The following is a 16,526-nucleotide window of genomic DNA, read 5'->3' on the forward strand; positions in this document are numbered from 1 at the left end:
GTCCGCCGTCGTCCACTGCACGTTAGAACATTGCGGCATAACCTACTCCCGAACGGGAAAAAACATTAGGGTGGGCTGATGAACGCAGTGCCGCCCGCCCGCCAACGGGGCAGGCCCCGGCAGATCAGCCGTGAGCGCATCGTGTCGGCAGCCAGGGAACTGCCGCCGGAGGCGCTCACCATGCAGGCGGTGGCCGACGCCCTGGGCGTGGACCCCAAGGCGCTGAACTATCACGTCGGTGACCGTGAGGGTCTGCGCGAGCTGGTGGCGCTCGACGTCTTCGAATCGGAGCTGCGCCGCGTCTCGTTGCCCGCCGACGGCGACTGGCGGGTGGTGGTCGGCTCCTATGCCTGCGCGTTGCGCGACGCGTTCATCGAGCTCGGCGTGCTGGCCACCTCGTTCCACCTTCCGGCGGCCAGCGGGCTGGGCGCGCTGGCACCCGTCGAATGCGTGCTGCAGGTGTTGGTGGACGCCGGCTTCGGCATCGATCAGGCGGGCCGGGCGCTGACACTGATCACCGAGACCGCATACGCCGCGGGCCGCTCGGCGGTGCTGGCGGCGCAGAACCGGGTGCACCCGAACGTCCCCGAGGTGGTGGGCGCACTGCAGCGCGCGGGGGAGACCGATTTCCCGATCCTGCGCCAGGTGGTGGCCTCCGGTGCAAGTGCCGACGGAGGCCAGCTCGACTTCAATCTGGCCGTCATCATCGCCGGGCTGGAGCGTGCGCTGGACAGTGGGGCGCGGTGAAGGTGCAGCCGGCCGCGTTCCTGCGGACCACCCTCCCGTTGGGCATCGAGCTGCTCGAGCAGTACGACTCCGGGCGCTACCACTCGATCTGGCTGCCCGACCACATGGTCAGCTTCTGGCCGGATTCGATCTGGACGCCCGAATTCACCGACTTGGCAACTGTTTCCCCGTCACCGCACCGCCACCTCGACGGCATGGCCGTGGCGGCGGCGGCCGCGGTACTCACCCACCGGACGCCGATCGTCACCACGGTGGTGGACACGGTGCGCAGGCACCCCGCGATGCTGGCCCAGACGGCGCTGACGCTGGATCACCTGTCCCGTGGGCGGTTCGTCCTCGGGCTCGGGTCGGGCGAACTGGAGAACACCGTCCCCTACGGCTTCGACTTCGACAAGCCGGTCGCCCGATTCGAGGAAGCCCTCACCGTCATCCGATTGCTCTGGCACAGCGACGGTCCCGTCGACTTCGACGGCCGGTTCTATCACCTGGAGCATGCCCGCCTCGACGCCGAACCCTACGGCGACACGAGCCCGCCGATCTGGATCGGGGCGGCCGGGCCGCGGATGCTCGGCATCACCGGCAGGCACGCCGACGGGTGGTGGCCCAACGGCGCGTACACCCCGCAGGACTACGCCGCGAAGCTGACGGTGGTCCGCGACGCCGCCGAGCGGGCCGGCCGGGACCCGTCGGCGATCGTCCCCGCCGTCACCCAGATCTGCCTCATCGGCGACGAGGACGAACTGGCACAGATGCTCGCGACCCCGCTGGTAAAGGCGATCATCCTGCTGGTCACCGCCGAGGACCTGCGCAGGTTCGGCCATCAGCATCCGATGGGGCCGACCTGGCGCGGCATCATGGACTTCGATCCGGTGCGGTTGTCCCGGGAGCAGATCATCGCGTTCTGTGATCGGGTCGATACCCGCGCGATCCGGGACATCTTCCCGTGCGGCACCCCGAAACAGGTGGCGCACAAGGTGAAGGACTTCTGCGATGCCGGGATGCGGGTGTTCAAGATCATGGACTACGGCGGCATGGCCGGCCTGGAGTTCGCGTCGCGGTCGGCGGCAAAGGTACGTGAAACGGAGGACGAAGTGCTCAAGCTGGTCGGTGCGGTGGCCCATGACTGACACCACGCTGGACGCCGGTGCGTTGCTCGCCGACGCGCAGGCCCGGACCGGCCTGACCGACTGGGGTGACCCCACGCTGCCGGAACGCTTCGGTGCGGTGGTCGAACTCCTCACCGCCGCAGGCATGGACGACGCGGGCCGCCGGCACGCCGCGCAGGTCTGCGGTGAGCTGTTGACCTCGCGATTGGAATTCTTCGAAGATCGGCGCCGATACCCGGTGGCCGACGAGGTGATCTCGGCACCGATGTTCGTGACCGGCGAACCCCGCACCGGAACGACGTTGATGCATGCGCTGATGTCGGTGGACCCCGACGCCCGGGCGCTGCGGTTCTGGGAGGTGATGTACCCGTCCGGGCCACCGGGATTGGCCGACGCCGCCGATCCGAGACGAGCCCGCGCCGACCAGGATTGGCGGGAGATCAACGCCAAACTGCCGAAATGGCTGCACTCACACCCGTACAACGACATGCTCGGCGACGGCCTGCCCGAAGACGAACGCACCTGGGCCTTCGACTTCCGGGTGATGACCCCGACGGCCTGGTGGCGGGTGCCATTGCCGCCGGTGGTGCAGGGCCTCCCCGTCGACCCCGCGGCCCAGTACCGCCTGCACCGGATGATGCTGCAGCAGTTCCAGCTCGGCCGGCCGTCGAAGTACTGGGTGCTCAAGGGTTTCCACGGATTCCGGCTGAAGGAGTTCTTCGATGCCTACCCGGATGCCACCCTGGTCTGGTTGCACCGGGATCCGGTGCAGGTGGCCGCGTCGCGGACCATGATGATGGCCGACATCACCGAGGGTATCGCCGGTCCGGTCGACCTGTCGGCGGCGGCGAAACTGCACCTGGAGTTGACCAGGGCCGGCATCGCCAACACGATGTCCAACCCGTTCACCGACGACCCGCGGATACTGCACGTGCGCTACGCGGACTTCGTGGCCGACCAGATCGCTACCGTGGCAGAGTATTACGCCTTCAGTGGCCGGGAGTTGACCCCGCAGGCCGAAGCGGCGATGCGCAGTTACCTGGCGAACAACAAGGGTGACCGGCACGGGAAATTCCGGTACTCGACGACCGTGCTGACCGATATCGGGGAGGACCTCGACGCCCTGCACGAGGAATTCCGGCCGTTCCGCGAGCGGTTCGGCGTCGAGATCGAGAACCGGGCCTAGCCGTGCATCCCCGCGTCAGCGTGCACCAGGTTGCGTTCGCACACGAGAACGTGACGGTCTTCGCCGCGCACTGCCGCGCGCTCGGGGTCGGGCACCTGACGCTGGCCACGCCGCTGCTACCGCACGGCGGCGTGGACGATATCCGCCGATCGATCGCCGCCGGCGGTCCCCGGGTGGCGAACCTCAACCATCCGTTCGCCACGTATCCTGATCTGGATGCCGACCCCGGCGAGGCCACGGCAAAGCTGTTGCAGGCCATCGACATCGGCGCCCAGTTGGGTGCGGACACCATCTACCTGCTGACCGGCGGCCGGGGCTCGCTCACCTGGGAGCAGGCGGCCCAGCGGTTCGCCGAACTCGTCGCCCCGTGCCAGACCGTCGCGGCGGCGGCCGGGGTGCGCCTGCTTGTCGAGAACGCATCGGCATTCAACGCGGACATCCACATCGCGCACACGCTGGCGGACACGTTGCGCCTGGCCGATATCGCGGGCGTCGGGGTCTGTCTGGAACTGCACGCCTGCTGGATGGAGGCGGATTTGCCGCAGCTGATCGAGCGCGCCATGCCGATCACCGGGCTGGTGCAGGTCAGCGACTACGTGCTGGGCGACCGCAGCGCACCGTGCCGTGCCGTGCCCGGTGACGGCGCCATCCCCCTGCAACGGCTGCTCGGGGAGATCCTGGCCGCCGGCTACGACGGCCTCTTCGACCTGGAGTTGGTCGGCCCGCGGATCGACACCGAAGGAGCGGCCGCCGCGACCACCCGTGGTGCCCGACGACTTTCCCAACTTCTCACCACCTTGGGGGCCTGACGATGGCGTATGGGGACGGGCCCGCGGACGACGCGCTGCGTGCCGCGTGGCGGCAGTTCTGCGAACAGTTGGCCGCAGCCGGTGACCAGGTGTTCAAGGAGGCCAACCCGAGTGCGCCGCTCATGCGGGCCGACGCGTTCCGATTCCTCACCCAGAACCTGGGCCAGGCGTTCGATCTCGCTCTGGAGACCAAGGATCCGGCGTTCCCGCAGCTGCACCCGCTCTGCACGCCGACCCGCAAACTGGGCGGCGACGTCGCCGATTTCACCTACCGGCAGGCCTGGATCGACGGCGCGCACACCTACCGGATCACCGGTGAGCGTGGTACCGCGCGCTGGCTCAACATCACCGTGCAGGGACCCCGTCCGGTCACCATCCCCGGCACCGACTGGCCGTCGCTGCACGAACCCTTCGGGGACATCCCCGAGACCAACATCTTCGGCCACCAATTGGACACCGAGAACGGCCATTTCGAGCTGTACATCGGCGGGGCGGAGCGACCGGGCAACTGGCTGCCCACCACCCCGGGGAGCCGGAAACTGTTCATCCGGGAGGCGTTCGACGACTGGTTCGAGACGCCGACCACGTTGTCCATCGAACGTCTCGGGATGGACGGGCCTCGGCCGGTCCCCACGTCCGGCGACATGGTCGAGGCGATGCGATGGGCGGGCGACTTCCTCACCGGCGCGATGCGTGACTGGCCGGAGCATTCCTGGAATTATTCAGGGGGAGTGTGTGATCCGGCATATCTCAACCAGTTCCCGCCCGACAAGGTCGCCGACACGGAGTCCGACGCCAAACGTGGGCGGATGGCCGCACACATGGTGTGGGCCCTGGAACCCGACGAGGCGCTGATCGTCGAGATGGACCAGCACGACGGGTTCTGGATCTTCGGCATGGGCGGAGTGTTCGCCGGCAGCATGGACTTCCTCTACCGCCCGGTGAGTTACACCCCGGCGCGCACCGCCGTCGACGGTGACGGCGTCGTGCGGCTGGTGCTGGCGCATGACGACCCCGGTGTGCACAATTGGCTCGATACGCAGCGGATGTCGAACGGGAACCTGACCTACCGGAATCTGCTGAGCCAGAACCCGGCCGCGTTGCGTACCCGGCTGGTGAAACGTGCGGAGCTCCAGGAGGCGCTACCGCCGGATACCGCGACGACGACCGGGGATGAACGCGTCCGGCAATTGCACGACCGCTACCACAGCGTCAAGCTGCGCTACGGAATCTAGGGTTCAGTCGGCGAGCTGTTCGGCGCGGTGGCTGTCGACCGCGAAGAGGACCAGGCTGGCGATGAACCCGGTGGCGGCGGCCACCGCCAGGATCACCGCGGTGGCGGTATGTCCGCCGAGGGCCAGCGCCAGAGATCCTGTGATCGCGATCAGGGCCGCGAAGTTGAGGAGAAGCCCGATGGTGGCGGGCGCGTCGTCGCGCGTCTCCGAGGTGACCAGTGTGCTCATGGCGGACCAATTACCCATTACTGCGGGGCGGAAAACCTCGTCAGCCCTCGGACCGCAAGTGGTAGAGCCGCTCGGCATAGGCCAGGTCATCGCGCCACAGCCGGGCGGCGGCCGCCCTCATCACGGGTCGGACCAACGGGGCCACCACCGCTGACTTGGCGAAGTGCTTGCGGTCCGAGTGCGCGATCACCGCTTCGAGCACCGCCGTCCGGGGGCGCCCGTCGGGACCCGGGCCCACCGGTGTCGCGTGCGTCTCGACCACGCTGCCCACCCCTTCGCCGTCGACGATGTGCATGACCACGGTGCGGGGCTCGGGAGCGGTGAACTCGGCCACCACCGGCACCCCGAGGCGACCCACCTTGAACGTCACGGTGACGACGAAGCGGTCCGCCTCCGGACTCAGATCATCGACCGCGGGCGGGGAATCCTGCACGTCGAGTGAGGTGAACGAGTATGGATGGAACCACGCGCCGTGCCAGGGGTCGAGGCGGTTCGCCACGATGTCCGCCGGTTCGCACACACCCTCCAGGGTGGCGACCGCGGCCAACTGTGGTGCCGGAGGTCGCCGCGGCAGGATCGGGGCGTCGGTGGGGGTCTCCCCGCCAACCGCGTCGAGGCGCACCCAGCTCAGTACCCCGTCGTCGAAGGCGGGCAGCGGTCGCCAGGTCCCGTGCCGCCCTCCATCGAGCCGAAGCCCGTGCCACGGGCAGATCAGCGCGCCGCAGTCCACCGGGGACGTCGCCAGATCGGCACCGAGGTGCGGGCAGGCGCGCGGCCCGGCCAGCAGTTGTCCGTCCGCACCCCGCCAGGCCACGATGGGCACGCCCGCGACTCGGGTCCCGAACGGGCTGTTCCGGATGCGCGCGCTGTCGGCGAAGGCGTACCAGTTGCCGCTGGGCCTGCGCAGCGTGCGGCGCAACGCGGCCGCGATGACCGCCGGACTCGCGTCGCCGTACGTCGGGCGCTGCGCCGTCCAGCGCGACGCCGGCAGCCACGTGAACGGAAATACCCCGCTCACCGGCGCGACCCCTGAGCGCGGGTGGCGAGGCGGCGCAGGATGCCGGACCGTCCGCGGGTGGGGACGGTGTGCAGGTCGTGGCCGGCCAGACCGAACGTCGCGAGCAGCAGGTTGGCCGCCAGCCATCCGGTGGTGGCCGCGCGTTCCATCAACGCCACCGGGAGGTCGACCCGAATACCGTCGCCCGCCAGCATGATCCGCGGGTCGGGGGTCGACACCGTGGGGCGGTGCGCGAAATCACCTGGCGCGAAACGCGGGCAGTCCTGTTTGCGCAACAGGCGTTCGTCCACGATAGAAGCGGCCGCCGTCTCCGGATAGAGGTCATGCATCCGGTCCACCAGTGCGGCGCGGACCGCGGTGTCGGATTCGGTCACCGAGTAGGCGTGCAGTTCGACCACCGACCCTCCGGTTCGCGCGGCCCACTGGGCGGCCTCACGCTCGTAGCGTTCCAGCACGCTGATGTTGTCCAGCGGCGCACGGCCGCCGGTGCCGACGAACGGCGCCCGGTCCGGCCGCACCGGGCGATCCAGCCAGAGCCGCAGGACCACGAATGCCGGCGCGGTGCCCAGCGCGGCCACCCGGTTCCGCCAGGCGGTGGTGCCGAGCGCCGGTGATGCGTCGACGAGGTGTCGCAAGGCGCCGGCGTCGGTGGCCAGCACGGCCGCGTCGGCGGCGACGGTGTCGCCCCGTGCGGTGTGCACCCGAATACCGTCCACCCCGCTGCTCACCGACGACGCGGTGACGCCGGTGTGAAAGCGCACGCCGCGGTGCGTGAGGTAGTCGCGTAGCGGATTCCACAGCGCGGCATCGAAATTTGCGTTGGCGACGTCGAAGAGCAGGCCCTCCGACGATCCGAGGAAGTAGATGTGGAACATGGTGACCAGTTCGGCGGCCGACAGGTGTTCCGGTCGGGCGAAGAAGCTGCGGGCGAACACCTCGAACGCGAGGTGGCGCGCCGCGTCGGGAAAGTTGATGTCGCGCAGGAAGGTTGCCGCATCCAGATCGTCGAGCCGGTCATAGGTCGACGGCACCCCGACCGACACCAGGGGAGCGGCGGCCCTGGCCTTGAGTGCGACCAGATCACGCAGCCGAAAAGTGGGACTGCGCAGAGCGAACGCCAGCGCGTTGAACGGAGGTGTGCGCGGCAGGCCGCGGAAGGTGTCGTGCCGGCCGGCGCCGTCGATCAGGGGGTAGTCCGTGACGGGGGACAGCGACGTCAGGTGTGGATCGGCGCGGCGCAGCAGGGCGCGCAGGTTGTAGTACTGCCGGAAGAAGGCGTGAAATCCCCGGTTCATCGCCGCGGGGCTGCCGTCGCGCAGCTCCTCGCGCCAGCCACTCACCCGGCCACCCAGTTGATCCTGTGACTCGATCACGTCGACGCGGACGCCCCGCTCGGCCAGACCCGTCGCAGCGGCCAGTCCCGCGATGCCGCCGCCGACGACGGCGACGGCGGGAACCTCGTCGAGCCCACCGGCGTCACGCAGTCCCGCACCGCCGGGCAGCAATTCGCGCCGCGGATCCGGCGCCGTCATCGGGCCTCCCTGCGCCGTTCCCAGAGCAGCAGCACCCCGGTCACCAGCGCGAAACCGAACAGGAAGTCCTCGACCGGGATGTCGAAGGGAAACCTGATGCCGCTGGTGTGCCGGTCGTCGTAGATGACGATGGGGGCACTGAGCTTGGTCAGCCAGCCGTCCACCGGGATCTGGAATCCGATCACGATCACCATGGACACCCAGTAGGAGGCGCGCCGAAAAAGGCCGGTGCGCAACACCTTCCACTCCAGCAGGATGACGAGTGCCACGGCCAGCAGCGCGGGCAGGGTGTAGCCGAGCCCGATCACCGTCGTGACTCCGCGCGGCGCTTGGCGGGCCAGGCCATCAGGGTGTCCACGGCCGAGTAGGTCAGCAGTCCGCACAGCGGGATGACCACGAAGAAGAGCACTTCCTCCAGTGGAAGTGTCCCGGGCAGAACCACGCCCAGCAGATACCGCGGGTTGTAGTGCCACACCCCGGCCGCCACCGCGATCGCGTCCCACACCAGGAACACCGCAGCCACCGGCAGCACGGCGCCGAGCAACCGGCGCGGCTGCCGGTAGACACCCCGGCCGAGCAGTTCCAGCGGCGCGGTGATCAGCACACACGCGGCCAGCACCAGCAGGTACTGCCACTGGTCCAGGGCGAGACTCATCGTTGCCGCCACCCGGCCCGCGCCCACCACGCACCCGCGAGGCCGCGTCCGGCGACCACCGCGCGCCGGGCAGTGCCCACCCGGGCCCGTGTACCGAAGATCTCGAAGTCCAGTTCCTCTATCCGCGAGAGGATTTCGGAATACAGCGTCAGAGCCGCCTGTACGCACGGCCGGGACACCCGATCGAGCATTCCGATCCCGGGCCGCGCCTCGGTGTATACCCGGCGAGCCGCCGCGTGCTGGTCCATCAGCGCCAGGCGCACCCGCTGATCGGTGCGCCCGTGCCGTTGGCACCACAGCAACACGTCGCGGTCGACACCGTGGGCGGCCAGCTCATCGGCGGGCAGGTAAACCCGGCCCCTGGCCAGATCCTCGTCGACGTCCCGCAGAAAGTTGGTGAGCTGGAAGGCTTTCCCGAGCGCGGCGGCGTAGGGAGCCGCCTCGTCGCGGGACACCGCGGTGCCGAGCACGGGCAGCATCTGCAGCCCGATGACCTCGGCCGATCCGTACATGTAACGCTCCAGGGCGGCACGGTCGGGATAACTCGTCACGGTCAGATCCATCCGCATCGAGGCCAGGAAGTCGTCGAACAACTCCCACCCGATGCCGTAGCGATGCGCGGTGTGCACCACGGCTGTCAGCACGGGCTCGCCGACCGACGACGCACCTCCGGTCAGGCATCCGAACAGCTTGTCCGACAACAACTGCAACTGTTCGCCGCGTTGGGCGCTGTCGCGAACATCGAACCCGTCGAGGATGTCGTCGGCATACCGGGCGAAGCCGTACAGCGCGTGCACCGCCGGCCGTTTGTCCGGGGCCAGCAGCCTGGTGGCCAGGAAGAACGTCTTACCGTCGCGGGCGTTGATCGCCCGGCAGTGGGCATAGGCCTCGCGCAGCGTGGTGCCGCTGACCCCCGCGGCGTCGAGCTCGTTCTTGATCATCGGGTCACCGCAGCCCGGTTCGGCCGCCGCGTCGTCACGCCGGTGATGCGGTCGGCGGCGAGTCGCCCCGAGATGACCGCGGTGGGCACGCCGACCCCCGGAACCGTGGACGAACCCGCGAGCACCACGTTGTCGATACCCCGCACCGTGTTGGCCGGCCGGAACGGGCCGGTCTGGCCGAAGGTGTGGGCCAGGGCGAACGGTGTTCCGGCCAGCATGCCCTGGCGCGCCCAGTCGGCGGGGCTCACCACGTGCAGGATCTCGGCGTCCTCGCCGAGCCCGGGCACCCGGTCTCGTACCGAATCCAACATGTGATCGACGTATGCCGAACTCGTGGAATCCCAATCGATATGGCCGACTTGGGTATTGGGTGCCGGCGCGAGCACGTAGAGCAGGTCGCGGCCGGGCGGGGCCAGGCTGGGATCGCTCGCCGTCGGCCGCGTGACCAGCAGGGAGGGGTCGCGCATCACCCGGCCCTGGTTGATGATCTCGTCGAAGGTCTGCTGCCACGCGTCGCCGAAGACGATGGTGTGGTGGCCCGCGGTGTGCCCACCCGCGCGACAGCCCACGTGGGCGACCACGGCCGACGGGGCGGGCCGAAGTGGCGTGAGGCGGCGCGGGGTGCGCCCGAGCAGACGGTAGGTGGTGGGCAGCTCGCTGGTCAGCACCACGGCGTCGGCGGGCACCCGGGTGCCGTCGCCGGTTACCACCGCGGTGACGCGCGAGCCGTCGCGTTCGATGCGGTCGACGTCGGCGCCGTAGCTGAATTCGACGCCCGCAGCCTCGGCCGCGGCGGCCATCGCATCGGGGATCGCGCGCATCCCGCCGCGGCAGGAGTACACCCCCGCAACGGTATCCATGTAGGCGATCACCGCGTACGCCGCCAGGGCGCTGTGCGGTGGCACCCCCGCGTAGAGCGCCTGGAAGGTGAAGACCCGGAGCAACCGTTCGTCGTCCAGGTAGCGGCGGATCATCCGCTCCCAGCGCCGGAAGCCGCCCAGCGCGGCCAGGCGGGCCAACTGCGGGGTGAGCAGCGACAGGGGGGAGTCGAAGTTGGCGGAGATGAACCCGTCGAACTCGGCTTTGTACAACGAGGTCAGCCACGCCCGCAGCCGCAGGTACGCCGCAGCCTGGTCGGGTCCGGCGAACCGCTCGATCTCGGCGGCCATCGCGTCGGCCTCGGTGTGCACGGCCAGCGCGCTGCCGTCGGCGAACTGCGCGTGATAGGCGGGATGAACCGGTGCGAGGTCGACCCGTGCCGCCAGCGAATCGCCCACCGCGGCAAGGGCTTCGTCGATGATCTCGGGCATCGTCAGCACCGTGGGGCCGGTGTCGAGACGGTACCCGGCGATGTCGGCGCGGCCCATCCGCCCACCGGGCACCGATTCCCGTTCGAGCACGGTCACCTGGCGGCCGCGACCGGCCAGGTGCAGCGCCGCCGACAGGCCCGACAAGCCGGCGCCGACGACGACGACGCGGTCGGTACGACCCTCCACAGAACGCATCAGGCAAGCCTTTCCGTGCAGAACATGGCCATCTCGGTAAGTGCGGTCCGGGCGCCGTGGGGAACGTCCGGCCGGTTCAGGCAGCCGAGCGCATACGTGAGCCGCTCGGCGATGAGATCTTCGATCCACCCCAGCGCGCCGCTGGCGAGGATGAGCGCACGCCACCGGTCGATGTCGTGGGTTTCCAGGTGGGGCGCGGTCATCAGTTCGGTGAGCTCGCGGCGCGCCGGTGGCTCCGCGAGCAGGTGGGCGGCCACCACGACGCTGGTGGCTTTGCGGTCCGCGAGGTCGGTGTGGGTCGGCTTGCCGGTCTCGGAGACGCTGCCCACCACACCCAGCACGTCGTCGCGGAGTTGGAACGCTTCACCGATCGCGCCGCCGTACCCGCCGAGGGCGTCGATGACGCCCGGCGCGCAGCCGGCCATCGCGGCGCCGAGTTCGAGGGGCCGGCGCACCGTGTAGTTGCCGGATTTGCGCCGCAGGACGTCGAGCACGTCGTCGATGGAGGGCAGCGCGCGGGAGTCGTTGACGAGGTCGGCGAACTGACCGATGGCCAGCTCGCTGCGCATCGAGTCGTAACGCGGCCAGACCCGGTTCAGCGCGCGGTGGTCCAGGCCGCTGGTGCGCAGCATCTGCTCGGCCCACACCAGGCAGAGGTCGCCGAGCAGCACCGCCGCGGATTCGCCGAACCGGTCCGGGTCGCCGCCCAGGGCACGCTCGCGGTGCCAACGGCTGAACGCCACGTGGGCCGCCGGCCGGCCGCGGCGGAGCTGGGCCGAATCCATCACGTCGTCCTGAAGCAGGGCGAAGGCGTGCAACAACTCCAGGCTGGCCGCTGCCCGCACCGCGGGTCGGGAACCGTCCGGATGGTCGGACCCGCAGGTCCAGCCCAGGTACATGAAGGTGCTACGGACGAACTTCCCGCCGTCGGTGAAGCCACGGAGTACGTCGGTGGCGATGTCGACGTGCGACCCGCGCAGTCGTTCTGCGCAGTGCCGGGCCAGGAAGTCGTCCAGTTCGTCGCGCACCGCGGCGCACAGCTGAGCGCGCCAGTGTCGCGGCGTGGCGACCCCTGCCCGATGGCGGCGGACGTCGACCAGGGTGGGTTGGGTGTGCTCAGCCAAGGCGCTCCTCGAATCCGCGGTGCGTAGAGGGATTCGACGGCGCGGCCGACGGGGATGGGCAGCCGCGCGCAGTTGTGGCGAGCGTCATAGTGGCCGTTGTCGCTCGCGCTGCCAAGGTGACCTCCTGCGGTGGGCATGCCGAACACACGAGTCGGCGCAACGTACGCGGGATACCACGCTGACGCTCAGCGAAACGTCATCAGATGAAGGGAATCGAGCAGGGGAATCTGAGCGGCCGCCCATGGGCTGATGGCCCACGGCAGCCGGGATGCGGCGCGCAACTGATCCCATTGCACCCACACGTGCGCCATGACTTCGTCGGGGTCGGGGTCGACGGGGCCTGCCGTGCGGCCGAAGTACACCGGGCACACCTCGTTCTCCACGACGCCGTCGGGATCGGCGGCCTGATAGCGGAAATTGGGCAGCACACAACGTAATTCGCTGATGCCCACCCCGAGTTCGTCGCGCACCCGCCGGCGGACCGCCTCGTCCACGTCCTCGCCAGGGGCGGGATGTCCGCAGCACGAGTTGGTCCAGACACCGGGGAACGCGCGCTTGTGCAGTGCCCGCCTGGTCAACAGCACTGACCCCCCGTCGTCGAACAGGTAGCAGGAGAACGCCAGGTGCAACGGGGTGCTGGAGTGGTGTACCTCGGCCTTCGGTGCGGTGCCGATGCTGCGGCCGTCGTCGTCGAGAAGCACCACCAGTTCCTGCACGCGACCGCCTTCCGCCGTGAGTTCGCAGTTCTGCACCAGAGTGGTTCGTCACCGACGGCTGGGTGGATCGGTGCGTTCTCGCGTTGATACCCAGCTCCGGCGGCGGATACGCGCTGCGGCGAAAACGGGACGAGCGCGCTACCTAGCCGATAGGCTATCCATTAGTAACAACTAGTTGAGATAGCTGGGCGGAAGGTACGCGGCGATGACAGCGGTGCACGACCACGAAACCGATCTCGCCCGGCCGTGGGCCCCGCACCGGCTGCGGATCTATACCTGGACCGGGTTGTTCGTCGGCGTCATGTTCGTGCTGTTGACCATCGGCGTCAGCGTGGATCTGATCCCGCCGACGTTCACGGTGGATGTGATCGCCAACCTGGTCTTCGGCATTCCGGTGATGGTGTTGCCGTTCGTCATCCTGTGGAACGCGCCCGGCGAGACACGGACCCGGATCGACAAGGCCGCCGAGCTCACGTTGTTCTACATCCCGTTCACCGCGGGCAGCCAGATCGGCTACGAACTCATGTTTCTCATCGGTCATCCGTTGGGATTCTGGGCGCCCACCACCGATCCCGGCTGGAAATGGCTGTGGTGGCAGTACGGACTGGCCGACACCCGCTATGTCAGCGGCAACCCGTGGGTGTTCGCGCTCGAGATCGTCGGCGTCACGACGGGTCTGACCGTCTTCGTCATGTGGACCAGGCTGATCCGGCCCGGCTTGGCCGTCGAGTCGCGGATCCGTTGCCTCTGGGTGACTTTCGCCGGGATCGCCGTGCTGATGAGCAGTACCGCGGTCTACTTCCTCAGCGAGGTGGGCGCCGGCTTCCGGGACATCGGTCAGGGCGCGTTCGGCTTCTGGTTCAAGTTCATCGGTGAGAACGTGCCGTTCATCGTGCTGCCGCCGCTGGTCCTCTACGCGGTGTATCTGCAGATCGACCACCTGACCCGGCGCGCGGGTTTGCTTCCGTGCGGAACAGGCAACCCCACGGAGCATGTCTGAATTGCCGAGTTGGTCGCTGGCGGCCCGGATGGGAGAGCTGGCACGGTCGGCGGCAAGTTCGAATCGCACGATGCCACCTCCGACCTGCCACGCGAACTGGACGGACTTCAGGAACTGTTCGGCCCCGGTCGCCAAGATCGGAGCGCTGAGCGGCATGTCTTTTCGCCTGTATGCCGGCGCCCGTACTGCCGGGGCGCTCAAACTGTTCGGGTTCGCGCCGCAGGAGTGGGACGAGGACGCCCGCACGACCGGAAGCGTGTGGGCGGCGCATGCCGCGGCGGCCATCCTGGCGCACCGCCAGGGCGAGCAACTGCAATCCGCGCCGGCCACCCGGGACCGGATCGGTCAGGCCAAAGGCATCATCATGGAGCGCTACGGGGTCGACGAGGTGCGGGCGTTCGACATGATCCGGCGACTGTCGCAGGAGGGCAACTCCCGGGTCGTCGAGATCGCCGAACGGGTGATCAGCAGCCGCAGTTGAGGACTCACCGTCGCGCCCGGAACGGGCGGGTGGGCAGGTCGGGTGAGGCTGCGGCCGGTCGGGGTGCGCCCAGCTTGAGGGGCCGGGTCTCGTCGGACGCCGCGTCGCGCTCCAGCAGCACGCCGCGCGCCACCCGGTCGAGTGCACCCTGGACCTGCATCCGGTCCGGCCGCTTGCCCTGGAATTCCGTTGACTGGGAAAGTGTTTCGGTGATCCAGCCGGAGATGAGGTCGCGAGCCGAGTTGATCTCGGCGGCGCCGGCGGGCGTCAACGCGAATTCGAAGCCGGTTCGGGTCGCATAGCCGGTACCGACCAGCCGGCCGTAGGTCGGCTCGAGGATCTGGTGCGGCACGTGCCGCTCGTCGGCGATGTCGCGCAGATCGGCGGTGCCCGTCACCGCGGCATGCCGATAGATCTGCATCAGACCCCACAGCGCTGCGGTGTCCACGTGGCAACGCGGGGAGTGCGCCAGCGCCTCCAAGTCCACGCCGTGGCTGCGCTGCAACAGCCGGCCGATGGCGATCTCGAGCAGTTTCTCCGGCGATTCGATGGTCGGCATGCCGAAGCCCTCGCCCATATCGGTGCTGCCGGTCACGGCGGTGTCGCGCAACGGAACCTGTTTGAGGAACAGCGCCAGGATGAACCCGACGATGGCGACCGGCGCTGCGAACAAGAACACCCGGCTCAGTGAGTCGGCGTAGGCATCGATGATGGGTGCGGCGACGTCATGGGAGAGCCGGTGCAGAACCTGCGGTGAGGTGGCGGCCTCGGGCGGTGCGGCACCACCCGCCATCGCCGCGGGCAGGCGGTCGTCCAGGAAGTTCGAGAACATCGACCCGAAGATGGCCGCGCCGAACGAGCTGCCGATGGTGCGGAAGAACGTGACGCCCGACGTGGCGACGCCGAGGTCGGTGAAGTCGACGGTGTTCTGCACGACGAGCACCAGCACCTGCATGCTCAGGCCGATCCCGGTGCCCAGCACCAACAGGTACAGCGATTGCACCAACGTCGAGGTGTCGGCATCCATCCGGGAGAGCAGCACGAAGCCCAGCGCCATGATCGCGGTACCCGCGATGGGGAAGATCTTGTACCGGCCGGTGCGGCCGACGATCACACCACTGCCCAGCGAGGTGACCAGCAGGCCCGCCACCATCGGCAGGGTGCGCAAGCCCGATGCGGTCGCCGAGGCGCCGTCGACGAACTGCATGTAAGTGGGCAGGAAGGTCAGCGCGCCCAACATCGCGAAACCGACGACGAAGGACAGCACGCAGCACACCGTGAAGACGGGGTTGCCGAACAGGCGGATCGGCAGGATCGGTTCTGCGGCACGACGTTCGGCGAAGACGAAGGCCACCAGCGCCGCCGCCGATCCGACGAACAACGCGATGATGGTCGGCGAACCCCACGCGTAGGTGGTACCGCCCCAGCTGGTGGCCAGCGTCAGGCCCGCCGCACCGAGGCCGATGAGCACGATGCCGGCGTAGTCGAGGACAGGGCGCGCGGTGCGGGCGAGTGCGGGCATGGCCACTGCGGCGATCGCGATGACGCCGATGGCCACCGGCACGTTGATCCAGAAGGCCCACCGCCAGGTGAGGTGGTCGGTGAACAGCCCGCCCAGCAGCGGACCGATCACGGTGGTGACGCCGAACACGGCACCGAGGGCGCCCTGGTAGCGGCCGCGCTCACGCAGCGGGATGACCTCACCGATCACGGCGACGGCCGTCACGGTGATGGCACCACCGCCGAGCCCCTGCAGGGCCCGCGATGCCACCAGCATCTCCATCGACTGCGCCAGCCCGCACAGCACCGAGCCGATCAGGAAGAGCAGGACCGCGACCTGGAAGATCGTCTTGCGTCCGAAGATGTCGCCGAGCTTGCCGACCACCGCGGTGACGATCGTCGACGCCAGCAGATAACTGGTGACGACCCACGCCTGGTGGCCTGCGCCACCGAGATCGGCGACTACCGTGGGCAGCGCCGTCGCAACGATGGTCTGGTCGAGGGCGGCGAGCAGCATGCCCAGCACCACCGCGAGAAAGACGATGTTGCGTTGGCGACGGTCCGCCGCGTCGACGGGCAGCGCCTGCTCGGCCGCCCGGGGTGACGTACTGACGGACATCGCTGTGGTCCTCCTGAGTAGTTCCGATGACATGTCCGCATACCCGTGCGGTCGGTCGACGACACGTGGGTCGTCCCCATCATCAGATCTCAGTGGGCTGGGAGGACGCTATGTGTGCGCTGAG

16 protein-coding genes and 1 pseudogene are annotated in these 16,526 nt (G+C 69.0%); 7 read left to right on the forward strand and 10 right to left on the reverse strand.

Going from position 1 to position 16,526, the window contains the following annotated elements; all coding sequences use genetic code 11:
• The first annotated feature begins 78 nt into the window (after positions 1-78).
• Genes AC1DY7_RS23415 through AC1DY7_RS23435 form a run of 5 tightly spaced genes read left to right on the forward strand, consistent with a single transcriptional unit; the run spans position 79 to position 5,083 of the window.
• A complete protein-coding gene (locus tag AC1DY7_RS23415; protein WP_477496121.1) occupies positions 79-747 on the forward strand; it encodes a TetR/AcrR family transcriptional regulator C-terminal domain-containing protein in 669 nt (222 codons plus the stop codon).
• Positions 744-1,874, forward strand: a complete 1,131-nt coding sequence (locus AC1DY7_RS23420; protein ID WP_477496122.1) for an LLM class flavin-dependent oxidoreductase — start codon at positions 744-746, stop codon at positions 1,872-1,874. Before AC1DY7_RS23415 ends, AC1DY7_RS23420 begins: the two co-directional genes overlap by 4 nt.
• Entirely contained in the window at positions 1,867-3,039 is a 1,173-nt protein-coding gene (locus tag AC1DY7_RS23425) for a sulfotransferase family protein (protein WP_477496123.1), read from the forward strand. Before AC1DY7_RS23420 ends, AC1DY7_RS23425 begins: the two co-directional genes overlap by 8 nt.
• A 2-nt stretch (positions 3,040-3,041) precedes the next feature.
• On the forward strand, positions 3,042-3,848 hold the full coding sequence (locus AC1DY7_RS23430; protein ID WP_477496124.1) for a sugar phosphate isomerase/epimerase family protein: 807 nt from the start codon (positions 3,042-3,044) through the stop codon (positions 3,846-3,848).
• 2 nt (positions 3,849-3,850) lie between these two features.
• Positions 3,851-5,083 carry a DUF1214 domain-containing protein gene (locus AC1DY7_RS23435; protein ID WP_477496125.1) on the forward strand — a complete coding sequence of 411 codons (1,233 nt, stop codon included), beginning with the start codon at positions 3,851-3,853 and terminating at the stop codon, positions 5,081-5,083.
• A 3-nt stretch (positions 5,084-5,086) separates the two neighbouring features.
• Here the strand turns inward: AC1DY7_RS23435 and AC1DY7_RS23440 are convergent, their stop codons facing one another.
• From AC1DY7_RS23440 to idi, 9 genes are all read right to left on the reverse strand, one after another.
• Complete coding sequence (locus AC1DY7_RS23440; RefSeq protein ID WP_477496126.1) at positions 5,087-5,311, reverse strand: hypothetical protein; 225 nt, start codon at positions 5,309-5,311, stop codon at positions 5,087-5,089.
• Positions 5,312-5,351: 40 nt separating this feature from the next.
• The gene (locus tag AC1DY7_RS23445; RefSeq protein WP_477496127.1) at positions 5,352-6,329 is read right to left on the reverse strand and encodes a DUF5914 domain-containing protein; all 978 of its coding nucleotides are present in this window, start codon (positions 6,327-6,329) and stop codon (positions 5,352-5,354) included.
• Positions 6,326-7,861: an FAD-dependent oxidoreductase gene (locus tag AC1DY7_RS23450; RefSeq protein ID WP_477496128.1), complete on the reverse strand. Its 1,536-nt coding sequence runs from the start codon at positions 7,859-7,861 to the stop codon at positions 6,326-6,328. The genes AC1DY7_RS23445 and AC1DY7_RS23450 overlap by 4 nt, the downstream gene beginning before the upstream one ends.
• Positions 7,858-8,169, reverse strand: coding sequence for a lycopene cyclase domain-containing protein (locus AC1DY7_RS23455; RefSeq protein ID WP_477496129.1), 312 nt, complete (start codon positions 8,167-8,169; stop codon positions 7,858-7,860). The genes AC1DY7_RS23450 and AC1DY7_RS23455 overlap by 4 nt, the downstream gene beginning before the upstream one ends.
• Positions 8,166-8,516 carry a lycopene cyclase domain-containing protein gene (locus AC1DY7_RS23460; protein WP_477496130.1) on the reverse strand — a complete coding sequence of 117 codons (351 nt, stop codon included), beginning with the start codon at positions 8,514-8,516 and terminating at the stop codon, positions 8,166-8,168. The genes AC1DY7_RS23455 and AC1DY7_RS23460 overlap by 4 nt, the downstream gene beginning before the upstream one ends.
• Entirely contained in the window at positions 8,513-9,457 is a 945-nt protein-coding gene (locus AC1DY7_RS23465) for a phytoene/squalene synthase family protein (protein ID WP_477496131.1), read from the reverse strand. The genes AC1DY7_RS23460 and AC1DY7_RS23465 overlap by 4 nt, the downstream gene beginning before the upstream one ends.
• Positions 9,454-10,962, reverse strand: a complete 1,509-nt coding sequence (gene crtI, locus AC1DY7_RS23470; RefSeq protein WP_477496132.1) for a phytoene desaturase family protein — start codon at positions 10,960-10,962, stop codon at positions 9,454-9,456. Before crtI ends, AC1DY7_RS23465 begins: the two co-directional genes overlap by 4 nt.
• Complete coding sequence (locus AC1DY7_RS23475) at positions 10,962-12,062, reverse strand: polyprenyl synthetase family protein (protein WP_477496190.1); 1,101 nt, start codon at positions 12,060-12,062, stop codon at positions 10,962-10,964. The genes crtI and AC1DY7_RS23475 overlap by 1 nt, the downstream gene beginning before the upstream one ends.
• 209 nt (positions 12,063-12,271) lie before the next feature.
• Positions 12,272-12,802: an isopentenyl-diphosphate Delta-isomerase gene (gene idi, locus AC1DY7_RS23480; RefSeq protein ID WP_477496133.1), complete on the reverse strand. Its 531-nt coding sequence runs from the start codon at positions 12,800-12,802 to the stop codon at positions 12,272-12,274.
• Between the two features lie 205 nt (positions 12,803-13,007).
• Here idi and AC1DY7_RS23485 point away from each other — a divergent pair, with 205 nt between their 5' ends.
• Both AC1DY7_RS23485 and AC1DY7_RS23490 read left to right on the forward strand, forming a co-directional pair.
• Positions 13,008-13,802 carry an emopamil-binding protein gene (locus AC1DY7_RS23485; RefSeq protein WP_477496134.1) on the forward strand — a complete coding sequence of 265 codons (795 nt, stop codon included), beginning with the start codon at positions 13,008-13,010 and terminating at the stop codon, positions 13,800-13,802.
• Positions 13,803-13,923: 121 nt separating this feature from the next.
• Positions 13,924-14,283, forward strand: a pseudogene (locus AC1DY7_RS23490) (ANTAR domain-containing protein); the annotation flags it as partial.
• Positions 14,284-14,287: 4 nt separating this feature from the next.
• Here AC1DY7_RS23490 and AC1DY7_RS23495 read toward each other — a convergent pair.
• Entirely contained in the window at positions 14,288-16,402 is a 2,115-nt protein-coding gene (locus AC1DY7_RS23495) for an MDR family MFS transporter (RefSeq protein ID WP_477496135.1), read from the reverse strand.
• Positions 16,403-16,526 lie beyond the last annotated feature (124 nt).

The sequence above is a fragment of the Mycobacterium sp. P2_H7 genome (assembly GCF_056403275.1).

Excerpts from the sequence above, each read along its gene's own strand:
- AC1DY7_RS23450 (WP_477496128.1), bottom strand. The coding sequence starts at position 7,861 with ATGACGGCGCCGGATCCGCGGCGCGAATTGCTGCCCGGCGGTGCGGGA.
- AC1DY7_RS23435 (WP_477496125.1), top strand. The coding sequence starts at position 3,851 with ATGGCGTATGGGGACGGGCCCGCGGACGACGCGCTGCGTGCCGCGTGG.
- AC1DY7_RS23460 (WP_477496130.1), bottom strand. The coding sequence starts at position 8,516 with ATGAGTCTCGCCCTGGACCAGTGGCAGTACCTGCTGGTGCTGGCCGCG.
- crtI (WP_477496132.1), bottom strand. The coding sequence starts at position 10,962 with ATGCGTTCTGTGGAGGGTCGTACCGACCGCGTCGTCGTCGTCGGCGCC.
- AC1DY7_RS23425 (WP_477496123.1), top strand. The coding sequence starts at position 1,867 with ATGACTGACACCACGCTGGACGCCGGTGCGTTGCTCGCCGACGCGCAG.
- AC1DY7_RS23465 (WP_477496131.1), bottom strand. The coding sequence starts at position 9,457 with ATGATCAAGAACGAGCTCGACGCCGCGGGGGTCAGCGGCACCACGCTG.
- AC1DY7_RS23415 (WP_477496121.1), top strand. The coding sequence starts at position 79 with ATGAACGCAGTGCCGCCCGCCCGCCAACGGGGCAGGCCCCGGCAGATC.
- AC1DY7_RS23440 (WP_477496126.1), bottom strand. The coding sequence starts at position 5,311 with ATGAGCACACTGGTCACCTCGGAGACGCGCGACGACGCGCCCGCCACC.
- AC1DY7_RS23495 (WP_477496135.1), bottom strand. The coding sequence starts at position 16,402 with ATGTCCGTCAGTACGTCACCCCGGGCGGCCGAGCAGGCGCTGCCCGTC.
- AC1DY7_RS23485 (WP_477496134.1), top strand. The coding sequence starts at position 13,008 with ATGACAGCGGTGCACGACCACGAAACCGATCTCGCCCGGCCGTGGGCC.